This is a genomic window from Vibrio sp. RM-41-2B (assembly GCF_024744415.1).
GTDB lineage: Bacteria > Pseudomonadota > Gammaproteobacteria > Enterobacterales > Vibrionaceae > Vibrio > Vibrio diabolicus.
This window is the reverse complement of record NZ_JAMQWD010000005.1, coordinates 20157-33005: the sequence shown is the minus strand read 5'-3', so window position 1 is coordinate 33005 and position 12849 is coordinate 20157. Positions and strand designations below refer to the sequence as shown.

General features: G+C 45.6%; 10 protein-coding genes. 4 read left to right on the top strand and 6 right to left on the bottom strand.

Features of this window, described 5'->3' with window-relative positions:
• Positions 1-17: 17 nt before the first annotated feature.
• A complete protein-coding gene (locus NB463_RS03570) occupies positions 18-743 on the bottom strand; it encodes an MBL fold metallo-hydrolase (RefSeq protein WP_046873896.1) in 726 nt (241 codons plus the stop codon).
• Positions 744-1066: 323 nt separating this feature from the next.
• Between NB463_RS03570 and speA the strand changes: the two genes are divergently transcribed.
• The 4 genes from speA to NB463_RS03550 all read left to right on the top strand — a co-directional run bounded on the left by speA (position 1067) and on the right by NB463_RS03550 (position 7993).
• Positions 1067-2977, top strand: coding sequence for an arginine decarboxylase (gene speA, locus NB463_RS03565; RefSeq protein WP_258431758.1), 1911 nt, complete (start codon positions 1067-1069; stop codon positions 2975-2977).
• A 1-nt stretch (position 2978) separates the two neighbouring features.
• Positions 2979-3899 carry an agmatinase gene (speB, locus tag NB463_RS03560; RefSeq protein WP_006741236.1) on the top strand — a complete coding sequence of 307 codons (921 nt, stop codon included), beginning with the start codon at positions 2979-2981 and terminating at the stop codon, positions 3897-3899.
• Between the two features lie 411 nt (positions 3900-4310).
• A complete protein-coding gene (gene emrD / locus NB463_RS03555) occupies positions 4311-5516 on the top strand; it encodes a multidrug efflux MFS transporter EmrD (RefSeq protein ID WP_145472576.1) in 1206 nt (401 codons plus the stop codon).
• A 311-nt stretch (positions 5517-5827) separates the two neighbouring features.
• The gene (locus tag NB463_RS03550; RefSeq protein WP_258515965.1) at positions 5828-7993 is read left to right on the top strand and encodes a S9 family peptidase; all 2166 of its coding nucleotides are present in this window, start codon (positions 5828-5830) and stop codon (positions 7991-7993) included.
• Between the two features lie 208 nt (positions 7994-8201).
• On the opposite strand, the gene NB463_RS03545 is transcribed toward NB463_RS03550, so the two are convergent.
• The 5 genes from NB463_RS03545 to NB463_RS03525 form a co-directional block, all read right to left on the bottom strand.
• The gene (locus NB463_RS03545; RefSeq protein WP_258431760.1) at positions 8202-9197 is read right to left on the bottom strand and encodes a porin; all 996 of its coding nucleotides are present in this window, start codon (positions 9195-9197) and stop codon (positions 8202-8204) included.
• 215 nt (positions 9198-9412) lie between these two features.
• Positions 9413-10282, bottom strand: coding sequence for a metal ABC transporter solute-binding protein, Zn/Mn family (locus NB463_RS03540; protein WP_258431761.1), 870 nt, complete (start codon positions 10280-10282; stop codon positions 9413-9415).
• A gap of 22 nt (positions 10283-10304) precedes the next feature.
• On the bottom strand, positions 10305-11180 hold the full coding sequence (locus tag NB463_RS03535; protein WP_005393560.1) for a metal ABC transporter permease: 876 nt from the start codon (positions 11178-11180) through the stop codon (positions 10305-10307).
• A complete protein-coding gene (locus NB463_RS03530; RefSeq protein ID WP_053807975.1) occupies positions 11180-11908 on the bottom strand; it encodes a metal ABC transporter ATP-binding protein in 729 nt (242 codons plus the stop codon). The genes NB463_RS03535 and NB463_RS03530 overlap by 1 nt, the downstream gene beginning before the upstream one ends.
• A complete protein-coding gene (locus NB463_RS03525) occupies positions 11908-12834 on the bottom strand; it encodes a metal ABC transporter solute-binding protein, Zn/Mn family (protein ID WP_258431764.1) in 927 nt (308 codons plus the stop codon). Before NB463_RS03525 ends, NB463_RS03530 begins: the two co-directional genes overlap by 1 nt.
• Positions 12835-12849: the final 15 nt, after the last annotated feature.

Sequence of the window (12849 nt, the reverse complement as noted above, 5' to 3'; positions counted from 1 at the left end):
TCTGGCTTTATCTTCGTCTACTTCCTACTAAATAGCGCAAACAACAATCCCTTCGCTTTGACCTTTGTAACGCGCCAATGGGTCATCGGCTTAGTTGGCGCAGTATGCAGAATGTGCTGATACGCTTTCTCATCAAAAGTCACCTCTCCCCCATGCGCCAAAAGCAAACATTGCGGATTCATCTCAAACACACGCTTTAATGATTGGCGATATTGGTTTGGATGAAATATGGGAAACGGCGCAATAAGATGTTTCTTAACCTGCACCATCAAATCCGCCACATACAATACATCTTGTTCAGAATGATAAACCGACAAATCTCTATCGGTATGTCCCTGCGTTTCTAGCACCTGCCAATCATCAAACCCCGGAATACACTCACCATCGATAAGTTCGATATCGGGCTTTAACTTGCGCGAATACCACAGGTTTTGCTTTGGTTTACGCATCCGGTTCGCCATCCAGCGCGCTAACATCAAATCGGTCAAATGCATTAGCCAACCATCTACACCGCTATACCATTGGCTCTCTCGCTTTGCGGCCAATAGCTTACATCCAGTTAAATCCCGCAGTTTGTGTGCGCCACCAGCGTGGTCTGGATGCATGTGAGTTACAACGACCAACTTTAGGTCAGAAAAAGGACGATGGAGTTGATGTTCAATAAAATCTTTAAGGTGAGGAATATCTGCTCGACTTGCACCATCAAGCAACATTAATTTATCGGGATATTCGGCGAGATACATGGTCTGAATGTATCCCTGAATTCTGTGCAGCTGCAAAATATGTCCTTATTTGAGTGAGATTTTTCATGACCGCTTCCTTGCTGGTCAGACCAACTATAACAGCTGAATGGACGCTCTGGTAAACAAATGTTCACATCAGCGCACGACAAGAAATCATAATCGAGATGATAGATTTTAATCATTAGACTCAGCGGCACTTTTATCCGTTAATGCGCGCACACGGAGTTCGTGTCAGGGTATGAGGTTAATGCCTCATGATTTGCTTTTTTGTACTTTTCCTTCTAGTTAATTAAGGACTTAAGTACATTTTTGTGAGAATCGAGTTGGAAAAAGCAACTAAATTAGACCGCATCCGCGCGGACTACAACGTTCACTACTGGAGCCAAGGTTTCTACGGTATTGATGACCAAGGCGATGTTTACGTATCACCTCGTAGTGATCGTGCACATCAAATCCCTTTCAGTGCCATTGTAAATGAGCTAGAAGCGAAGCAGTTAAATCTGCCTGTATTAGTGCGCTTCCCGCAAATCGTGCACCAACGTGTGCATGGAATTTGCCACGCTTTCAACCAAGCAATTGAAGAATACCAATATCCAAACAAATACCTGTTGGTGTACCCAATTAAAGTAAACCAACAACGTGAAGTGGTGGATGAAATTCTAGCGAGCCAAGCTCAACTAGAAACCAAACAGCTTGGTCTTGAAGCGGGTAGCAAGCCAGAATTGTTGGCAGTACTTGCATTGGCTCAACAAGGCAGCTCCGTGATCGTGTGTAACGGCTACAAAGACCGTGAGTATGTGCGTCTTGCACTGATCGGTGAAAAGCTGGGCCACAAGGTATTCATCGTACTAGAGAAGCTTTCTGAGCTGGATCTGGTGCTAGAAGAAGCGAAAAGCTTGGGCGTAAAACCGCGCCTTGGTTTGCGCATTCGCCTCGCCTCTCAAGGTGCGGGGAAATGGCAAGCAAGTGGCGGTGAAAAATCGAAATTTGGTTTGTCTGCATCGCAAGTACTTAGCGTTATTGAACGTCTGAAACGCGAAGGCAGCCTAGATGCGATGCAATTGGTTCACTTCCACCTTGGCTCACAGATGGCAAACATCCGTGACGTACGTAATGGTGTGAATGAGTCTGCACGTTTCTACTGCGAACTGCGCGCACTGGGTGCAAACATCGAGTACTTCGATGTGGGCGGCGGTTTGGCAGTCGACTACGACGGCACACGCAGCCAATCATCGAACTCGATGAACTACGGCCTTGCAGAGTACGCACGTAATATCGTCAACACAGTGGGCGACGTGTGTCAGCAATACGAACAACCGATGCCAGTGATCATTTCTGAATCCGGTCGTTCACTGACAGCGCACCACGCTGTATTGATTTCTAACGTAATTGGTACAGAAACGTACCAACCGGAAGAAGTGCATGAACTTGGCGCAGATGCTCCACTTTTGCTACAAAACATGTGGCGAAACTGGGAAAACTTACAAGATGGTACAGACGCTCGTGCGTTAATTGAGATCTACAACGATACCCAAAGTGATTTGGCAGAGGTACACTCTCAATTCGCAACTGGTGTGCTTAACTTGGAGCAACGTGCGTGGGCAGAGCAACTGTCACTGCGCATTTACTTCGAACTAAGCCGCAAGATGAGCACTAAAAATCGCTTCCACCGTCCGATTCTGGACGAGTTGAGTGAACGTCTTGCAGATAAGTTCTTCGTGAACTTCTCTCTCTTCCAATCTCTACCAGATGCTTGGGGTATTGATCAGGTGTTCCCTGTTCTACCACTTTCTGGCCTTGGCGATGCGGAAGAGCGTCGTGCGGTAATGTTGGACATCACCTGTGACTCTGATGGCGCGATCGATCACTACGTTGATGGTCAAGGCATCGAGAGCACGCTACCTGTACCAGCTTGGAGCAAAGACAAACCATACCTAATGGGCTTTTTCCTAGTAGGCGCATACCAAGAAATCCTTGGTGACATGCACAACCTATTTGGTGACACCCACAGTGCAGTAGTCAATGTTGATGAACACGGTCAATTTGAGATCAGTTACATCAATGAAGGTGATAGTGTAGAAGACATGATGCGCTACGTTCATATCGACGTGGATGCGATTCGTGACAATTACAAACAATTGGTTTCCCAACGAGTTGAAGCCAATGAACAAGCACAAATCCTAGCAGAACTAGAACAAGGTCTAGCGGGATACACCTATTTAGAGGACTTCTGATATGAATGATTTGTTTACTAAAAACGATTATTCGCTTTACTCCAACTCTATGTCGTTTTTACGTCTACCGTACATTCGTAATCCGGTATCGGCAGACGCAGACGTTGTGGTGCTAGGGGTTCCTCTGGACATGGCTACATCTGGTCGTCCAGGCGCGCGCATGGGTCCAGATGCGATTCGCCGTGCCTCAGTCAACTTGGCATGGGAAGGTAAGAAGTTCCCGTGGGACTTCAACGTATTGGATAAGCTGAAAGTGATCGACGCGGGTGACCTCGTGTTCGATTGCGGTGATGCGGAAGATTTCACTTACCGTCTAGAGGCGGCAACCAGTGAAATTCTAAAAAGCGGTAAAACCATGTTGGGATTGGGCGGTGACCACTTCATCACACTGCCTATCCTGCGTGCCTACGCGAAGCATCATGGTCAAATGGCTCTGATTCACTTTGACGCTCATACGGATACCTACGCAAATGGCAGTTCATACGACCACGGTACAATGTTCTACCATGCGCCGAAAGAAGGTTTGATCTCTGCGAAGAACTCAGTACAAATCGGTATTCGTACTGAATACAAACAGCAAGATCACGGCTTCAATGTGATTAATGCGATGCAAGCGAATGACATGTCGGTGAACGAGATCTTAGAAGAGATTCGTCGCACCGTCGCAGACAAGCCAGTGTATGTTACTTTTGACATCGACTGCTTGGATCCAGCCTTCGCACCAGGAACAGGTACACCCGTTTGTGGTGGCTTGAACTCAGACAAAGCACTGAAGATCATTCGTGGCTTAGCCGGTATGAATATTGTGGGTATGGATGTTGTAGAAGTATCGCCTCCGTACGACCACAGTGATGTTACCGCATTAGCGGGAGCAACCATCGCGCTAGAAATGCTTTACGCATACGCATCTGGCCGCGAATAAACATAATCATTTCTAAGGGAGCTTCGGCTCCCTTTTTGTTCATGGTGCCTTCTCCAGTCTTTTCTTCGTTCGAACCATGTCTTGCTCTGGCTAACCAAAACAATTCTTCTCCCCTCGATTTTAACCATAAAAACCAATGACCTATAAGTAGGTTTACATTCACAACAAATAAGAGATTTAACGTAATTCAACAAAGAAAAGCAGCCTATTTCCGAATGCAAATTAAGATTAGTTTTTCTAATGCATATTATAGATTTTTATCTTGCTCAACTTCACACTTTTCGATTGCTAATTGTACACGCAAAGACTAATATCTCGCGCAAATAGCCCCGTAACACCAAAAGTCTGTTGGCACTCTGCATTTGAGCGCTAAGGGTTTTTACGTCTTAAATTTTTTGGAGAGATACGCAAATGTCTGCTTCGTTTCCATTAGCGAAACTTACCTTTTTAATCGCAATATTGACTGCCGTGGGTCAAATGACCCAAACAATGTACGTGCCTTCAATCGGTCATATGGCGGGTGAGTTTTTGGTGTCTGCGTCATCACTTCAAGCTGTGATGGCTTGTTACCTAATTCCATATGGCTTATCGCAATTCGTGTACGGTACGTTATCGGACCGCTTAGGTCGCAAGCCAATCATCATAGCAGGCCTACTTATCTACATCGTAGGTACATTGGTGGCGCTCTTTGCACACCAATTTGAATGGTTCTTGATTGGTAGTTTCATCCAAGGTTTAGGTATTGGCTGCGGTGGTGCGATGTCACGTACTCTGACTCGCGACTGCTTTGAAGGTTCTGAGCTACACAGAGCAAATAGCTTAATCAGCATGTGTGTGATTTTCTCACCATTGTTGGCTCCCGTGCTTGGCGGCTACTTAACCGAAGCGTTTGGCTGGCGCTCTAGCTACCTATTCTTAGCGCTGTTTGGCATTGCAGTGGTGATTACCATGATGACCAGCATGATGGAGACGCTACCAAAAGAGAAACGCAAGTTCGAACCAGTAGCCAAAAGCTACAAACACGTTTTATCAGATCGCCGCTTCCAAGGCTTTTTGATCTGCCTAGTTGCGACGTTTGCTGGCGTAGGTGTGTTCGAGGCAGCAGCTGGGGTATTGCTAGGTAGTGTATTGGCATTACCAGCAACAACGGTAAGTTTACTGTTTATCTTACCGATCCCGGGTTACTTGGTGGGTGCCGGCTTATCTAGCTACATCGCGCAGCGTCGCTCTGAGCGTCGTGCTTTAAATGTGGGCTTGGTATCGATTTTTGTTGGCTCTGCTATTGTGCTCATCCCTGGCTTGTTTGGTTTAACCACGGCGTTAACGCTGGTTGGTGGTGCAACAGTGTACTTTTTGGGTGCGGGTATCCTATTCCCAGCAGCAACAACCGGAGCAATTGCGCCATTCCCATATCATGCAGGAACAGCTGGCGCGACATTGGGTGGCATGCAAAACTTGGGAGCAGGTATTGCGACCTTGCTTGCATCACTATTTCCAGCGCATAACCAGATGCCACTAGGTGTTTTGATGATGGCAATGTCGGTAATTGCAATGCTTGGGCTCATGTGGGTAAATCGAGCGCACAACCACTCAAACGAAGTGCCGCAAGTCATCTGATCATTATCGACTAACGTTCAAAATCCAAAAGGGACACACTAAACTAGTGTGTCCCTTTTTTCATATCACACTATATCGATTTACCGATGAGAATGATTTAACTTTCGAATTGATATTTGTTAAAAATAACAGCTGCTTACACAATGTGTTTTCAGCTCCCTTCAAATTGAGTAGCCAACTCGGAAATATTGAGAATTCTCACTTTTTCGGCACATCCCATAACAAAGAATGGACAACTGAAAACCACTAACGAAATGAAAGCCCAGCCCTCAGGATGAGGCCACTTGGGTGTACAATAAGGATAAAAACAGATGCGTTTCACTTTAACTACGTTGGCCGTCTCGGTCGCGCTTGTCGCCGGATGCAGCAATCAAGGAACTCCCAGCATGACTCAATACTCCCAATCACAGATCGTTGCTCAACAAACTCAAGCTCCGGTTGCGAAGAAAGTCCCTCACGCGATGACTATTCATGGTGATACTCGCGTTGATAACTACTACTGGATGCGTGACGACGAGCGTAAAGATCCGGAAATTTTGCAGCACCTAGAGCAAGAAAATCAGTATGCGGAAACCGTTCTCAAGCACACTGAAGCTCTTCAAAATGAGCTATTTGAAGAAATTAAAGGTCGCATAGCAAAAGACGACAACTCCGTTCCTGTGCGTAAAGGCAACTACTTCTACTCAAGTGAAGTGACCGGAGATAACGAATACGAAGTTCACCTTCGAGCTAAAGACTTTGCAGGCAAAGACAAGCAAGTCATTTTAGATGTCAATGAACTTGCAAAAGAACATGAGTTCTTCAGTATTGGCGGCTTGTACGTCAGTCCGAATGAAAACTTACTGGCGTATGGCGAAGATACATTAAGCCGCCGCGTTTACACTCTTAAGATCAAAGACCTGACAACAGGCAATTACCTACAAGATGAAATCGAAGGCGCCTCAAGCGCGATTGCATGGCAGAACGATAACAACGCCTTTTACTACATCAAAAAAGATCCACAGACCTTGCTGGGCTACCAAGTGTATCGCCATGTTTTAGGCACGCCACAAAGCAGTGATGAGTTGATTTTTGAAGAAACCGACAGCGCCTATTACACCTCACTAAGCAAAAGCAAAGATGGCGAAGATATTTATATCTGGCATTCCAGTACAGAAACCAGCGGCGTCTCCATCATCGATGCGAACAACCCTAAAGCAAAGGCGAAGCCTTTTTATCCTCGTGAAAATGGCATTGAATACAGCATTTCTAAGCTAGGCGATTGGTATTACATTTATACCAACTATCAAGCCGTGAACTTCCGTTTGATGAAAGTTAAGCAAGAAGAGATGCACGATCGCTCTAAGTGGCAAGACGTGATTGCCGCAGACGACAACACTCAACTTGTCGACTTCGAGCTATTCGATGATCACCTCGTCTATGAGCAGCGCTCTAACGGCCTAGCAAGCGTCACTGTACGTCAGCTCTCAACAGGAAAAGAATTCCCCCTCACATTTAATGACGATGCGTTTGCTGCCTATTTGGCAGGTAACCTAGAGCTGGATAACGAGAAAGTTCGTATTTATTACAGCAGTTTAACCACTCCAGGAACCTACTACGATTTCGATCTAAAAACGGGCGAGTCAGAAATCATGAAGCAAACACCTGTACTTGGTGATTTTAATCCTGACAATTACCAATCAGAACGCATTATGATCACAGCCCGTGACGGTAAAGAAGTACCCGTTTCTTTGGTGTATCGTAAAGACTTATTTAAGAAGGATGGTACGAATCCACTCTACCAATATGGTTATGGATCTTATGGCGCAACCATTGAGCCAACTTTCCGCTCGACACGTTTGAGTCTATTAGACCGCGGCTTTGTTTACGCCATTGCTCATATTCGTGGATCTGAAATGCTTGGCCGTCCTTGGTATGAAGATGGTAAAAAACTCACCAAGCAAAACACATTCAACGACTTTATTGATGTGACTAAAGGTTTGGTTGAACAAGGCTATGGCGCGAAAGATAAAGTCTTCGCTGTTGGTGGCTCCGCAGGTGGTCTCTTAATGGGGGCTGTCATCAACCAAGCACCAGAACTGTATCGCGGTATCGGCGCTCATGTTCCGTTTGTGGACGTGGTAACCACTATGCTCGATGAATCAATTCCATTGACCACCAATGAATATGATGAATGGGGTAACCCAAATAACAAAACATACTATGACTATATGTTGAGTTACTCGCCTTACGACAACATCAAGGCACAAAATTACCCGAACATGTTGGTAACGACTGGCTTGCACGACTCTCAAGTGCAGTACTTTGAACCAATGAAGTGGGTCGCCAAACTTCGTGAAATGAAGACTGACGATAACGTCTTGTTGTTCAAAACCGATATGGAAGCCGGACACGGCGGCGCCTCTGGTCGATTTAAACGTTTGAAAGAAGATGCACTGGAATACGCGTTCTTCCTCGACTTGCTCGATAAAAAATAAGCACATACACACCACTCATAAAAATGCCCGCACACTGCGGGCATTTTTGTTTGGACATGTTCTCGAAGCAGAGAAGCAATTTAAGCCTAAACCTCATTCCACCTGCTTATGGGGAAATCACCACCAAAGCAGAAAGAAAAACGCCTACTCACAACGAGTAGGCGTTAACACAATAAATGTGTTTAGGCAGTAGAAACTGGCCTATTTATTAGAAGTAGTAACGAGCACCTAGAGTCCAGTAGTCGTTCTCTTCGCTAGTGTAATCGTTACCTAGGTCAAACTGGTAAGCAGCAAACGTTACGAAAGCAGGAGTTACAGCGTACTCTGCTTGTAGCGCAGTTTCACTTGAAACTGTCTTGTTGTCTTCTTCGTCTTCTACGCCTTCGTAGTTAACGCTGAATGTCCAATCGTTCACGCCGTATGCCAAAAGAGCTTCAATTTGAGAAGTCTCTTTACGCATGTCGTAGAAGTAATCGTTCATACCGTATACTACTGCTGCGTATAGACCTGAACCGTACTGACCGTAGTTTACAGAGAATAGGTGTGATTCAGCGTTCTTAGTACCTAGAGTCGCGTTTTTAACATCACCGCCGCTGTATACGTAGCCTAGGCCAAAGCCAGCTACAGAACCGCTCAGTGCAACTTGACCACGTTGCTCGTATGTTGTTGCATCTGAAGTTTGCTCACCTTGCCAACCTAGACCTAGGTTGAAAGCAAAGCCTTCACCAAATTCAAAACCTTTACGGTAGCTAAGCATTTTATCAGCACGAGCTGAGCCTAGGTTGCCGTGGTTGTCGTACAAAAAGTCGTTCGCAAACGCGATTGGTAGATCCGCAACACCAGCGACATCGTAGTAAGGTGACCATTGAGTACCTGCAACAAGGCGACCGTACTGCTCGTGAGTTGCACCGATGTAACCTAGACGAGTTTTGAATGACTGTTCACCACCATTTAGGTAGTTAAGCGCCCATTCGCCTTTAGCGTCGATAGTGATACCGTTGCCAATGTCTTTCTTACCCGCGACGTTAATACGTGGAGACACTTGATGAACTTTCACATCTTCCTCGTAGTACTCACCCACGCCAACTGAAACGTGACCGCCGATCGATAAAGATGTACCATCGCTGTTATAAACTTCTGCTGCGAAGGCCTGTGAACCACATGCTAGTGCCGCCACTGCAACGGCTAGAGTTTTCATTTTCATTGTTAACATCCGTATAGTTGTTTGTACCGGTTCGCTTAGAGACAGATTAAATCCGAATCAATCGCAACGAACACATAACAAAGTAGTAATGAAATAGAAATGAAACAAACACTTTCTTATGCAACCAGTGGTATTAATGCTCACATTTTGAACTAAGTCACAAAAAAATAGGGAACTTTTCATTCCCCATCATAAAATCTGTGGCTTTTTACGTGTCACATCTCCCAACGTGCGAGTGGCTTCTCAGTTTTGGTACCCTTACTGCCCCAGCGGTCAATAACATCAATTTGCAGTATACGACTCGGTTTAATAAGCGATGTCAAGGTTTTCGACGGTCGTTTATCCGTAACTAACCATAGCGTTTTATCTTGTTCAAACTGAGCTTTTAAAGATAATTTGTCTTCTTCTGTCCACTCGAGTTCTGGCTTAAATTCGCGCCCAACCACAAACAATTGGTTGCCAGAGGCAAAGTCCTCTAGTGACTCACTCATCAGTACCACTGAATCGATGCCTTTATCGAAGATCTCTGCCTGTTGTTGGTTGATCAGTTCACGCACATTGAGCATAAAAGCCTGTTGATTCGTTTGAATCGCCTTTTGGTGTTCAGGATATACACGTTGTAGATCCTCTCCAACAATGCCCGCCATTCGGATTAAGTTTGTAGGGTTCAGCCACGCGTACTTCGATGTTGACCCGTTTTCCAATGTCAGTACTGCAACTCCTTGAGCTCTAGGAGAAATGGCCTGCGATGCATCGATTTCAATCAAGTGAATGTTGCCCTGTCGAGCGTAAACATAAGTCGGGTCTTGTTTCCAAATCGCACCAAGAGTAATAGCAACCGTCGCGGCTTGACCCGCTTGCTTAACTTGCTCTGTACCTTTATTTGCGAACCAGTTTTCAAGACGCTCAACGCCGTAACGCTTTGGAGGCAGATACTGAGTCTCTATCCCTGTACCTTTCATGATTTGCTCAGACAACATGTACGTGACGGGAGTGCTGGTTAAAATGTCTTTGGCGCTTGCCCACGATGGAAGTGTCGTCGCTATAACCAAACCAAAAGTTATCGCTAATTTTTTTATCTTCATGTTCATTACTTTATAAAAAGGGTTACGCTTTTTGGATAATTCGGTAAACCGTTGCTGTTAGGAAAAAGGCCGCAGAAACAATGATGATGGATGCGCCTGATGGCACTGGTAGCTCAAGCTCCATCGGCAGTATGGTTCCGACTAAACACGCAATGGTTGCCAATAAAGAAGAAAGGAGAACGAAACTGCCCATGCGTTTAGTCAATAACCTAGCCGTTGCACCAGGAATCAGTAGCAATGCACCAACCAATACCGCGCCAATAATCTTTACCGCGGCGATGGTGACCAAGGTGATCATCATGACAAATAGGTAATCATAAAAGCTGGTATTAAAGCCGCGTACACGTGCAATATCCGGGCTGATACAAGTCAGCAAAATGCGGTTAAACGTAGGAATAAGAAGCAGTAATATGATCAAACAACTGATCGCTAAAATAAGGATATCGTTGTCCGTCACAGTCAAGATCGATCCGAACAACACGTTCTCCAACATGTGAATGTTGATCTTACGAGCGACGTACATTAACAGCGCAGCACCAACCGCTAACGCTAGTGCAAGAAAAACTCCAACCAGTGTATCGTAAGGTACATTGGTACGATTACGAACAAAGTGAAGCAACAGCGCAAAAATCATACAAAAGCTAAACAAGCCGATGATCGGATTCTCTGGCGGCTCACCGAGCAACACACCAATCGCGATTCCGGTAAGCGCAGCGTGCCCAACCGCTTCAGAGAAAAAAGCCAGTCGCTTGGCGATGACTAATGTCCCAAGACCACCAAGTAATGGTCCTAATATCAACGCAGCCACAATTGCGTTCACCATGAAGGCATAAGAAAAGCTATCGCTTAACCATCCAGCTTCAACGCCGCTAACCGCTAACTCTCGTAACCAATCCATTATGCAGCCTCCACTTTTGCTGTGTAGTGCTTAAATAATGTTTCTATACGATCAGGGCTTAGCACATCTGAATGGTGACCTGACGCCACAATTTGACGATTTACGACATGGACCTGAGCATCTAAACGGCGCACTGCGGTCACGTCATGGTGTACTGCCAGTACCGTTTTGCCTTCTCCAACGACTTCATGAATCAAACCTTCAAGATACCGAACACCTTGCTCGTCCATACCAGTTGTAGGTTCATCTAAAACCAATAAATTGGGCTCATCCAGTAAAGCTTGCGCAAACAAAACACGCTGTTGCTCACCGCCAGAGAGTTGCCCCATACGACGATCGCAACGCGTTGCCATGCCCACGCGATCCAGCTGGGCCAGGGCATGTTGAGTTTGTTTAGTTTTACGTCGCCAAAATAGAGGGATACGGGTTTGATTAAGCAGCACAAAATCCATCACGGTTAACGGGAGGCTTGCCTCGAACATCGCCTTTTGTGGTACATATCCTATCTTACCCGATGCAGCTGATTGCTCTGGCCAATTGAGTGCAATGTTTCCCGAAAATGGTGTTAGCCCAAGTATCGAACGAAGCAAAGAGGTTTTCCCACCACCATTCGGCCCCATGATAACGTGGCATTTAGCGCTCTCGAATTCAGCGCTGATGTTCTGCAAAATAATATTGTCGGCGTATTTTAGGCCCACGTTACTTAAGGAAACGGAAGGTCCAGTCATTACGCCTTTTCCCCTGCTCGCTTGCTCGCAACAAACTTCATTGCCTCAATGAGCGTTTCCACGTTATCTCGCATCTCAAGTTCGACTTTATCAGCCTCATACTCACCGTGAGTCATGTGAGAAAAGCGATAAAGCTGCACCCCAGTCGCCTCTTCGATGGTATCAACAAAACGGTTCGGCATATTGAGCTCATAAAACAGCACATCAATACCCGATTCACGAATTTTCTCAATCGTTTCCTGCAACTGACTGGCACTTGGTTCAACACCATGAGCAGGCTCAATGACAGCTGCGACGTCAACACCAAACTCCTGAAGAATATAGCCGTAAGCATTATGGGTTGTCGCCACCTTCATACCAGCCGTGTCCAACTCTCCAAGAGACAACATTGCATCACGCTTCATCAGGCGGAAAGTTTTCGCGTATTTACGAGCATTTTGGCGATAAAAAGCAGCGTTGTCTGGGTCCAGTTTACTTAGCTCACTCGCGATGGTGTAAACCTTTTGAATAGTGGTCGATAGACCAACAAAGGTGTGAGGGTTCACTGCACCTTGACCAACTGACTGCCCCATCGCCGGTAACAGAGGCACTTCTTTGTTTGCTTCGATAACCACGAGATCATCATGCTGAGAGGCTTTGATCACTTTCAGTGCAAAATCGTCATGACCAATACCATTGATCACTATCGCATCCATTTCATTCAAACGCTTAAGATCATTGGGTTGCGGTAAATAGTTATGAGGGTTAAAACCAGCATCGACCAGAGGAATGATGTTCGCCTTGTCATCAACAACAGCTTTGACATAGCTGTAATAAGGTTGAAGCGTAATACCAATACTGAGTTTATCGGCAGCAAAGCCAGTAGAAGACACCGTCAATAACACGGTGGCTGTAAGAATACGACGTAAAAGAGAGCGTTTGATCATAGTAGTTATCAATTA

Coding starts and splice junctions, on each gene's coding strand:
- NB463_RS03570 (WP_046873896.1), bottom strand. CDS start 743: ATGTATCTCGCCGAATATCCCGATAAATTAATGTTGCTTGATGGTGCA.
- speB (WP_006741236.1), top strand. CDS start 2,979: ATGAATGATTTGTTTACTAAAAACGATTATTCGCTTTACTCCAACTCT.
- emrD (WP_145472576.1), top strand. CDS start 4,311: ATGTCTGCTTCGTTTCCATTAGCGAAACTTACCTTTTTAATCGCAATA.
- NB463_RS03550 (WP_258515965.1), top strand. CDS start 5,828: ATGCGTTTCACTTTAACTACGTTGGCCGTCTCGGTCGCGCTTGTCGCC.
- NB463_RS03545 (WP_258431760.1), bottom strand. CDS start 9,197: ATGAAAATGAAAACTCTAGCCGTTGCAGTGGCGGCACTAGCATGTGGT.
- NB463_RS03540 (WP_258431761.1), bottom strand. CDS start 10,282: ATGAAGATAAAAAAATTAGCGATAACTTTTGGTTTGGTTATAGCGACG.
- NB463_RS03535 (WP_005393560.1), bottom strand. CDS start 11,180: ATGGATTGGTTACGAGAGTTAGCGGTTAGCGGCGTTGAAGCTGGATGG.
- NB463_RS03530 (WP_053807975.1), bottom strand. CDS start 11,908: ATGACTGGACCTTCCGTTTCCTTAAGTAACGTGGGCCTAAAATACGCC.
- NB463_RS03525 (WP_258431764.1), bottom strand. CDS start 12,834: ATGATCAAACGCTCTCTTTTACGTCGTATTCTTACAGCCACCGTGTTA.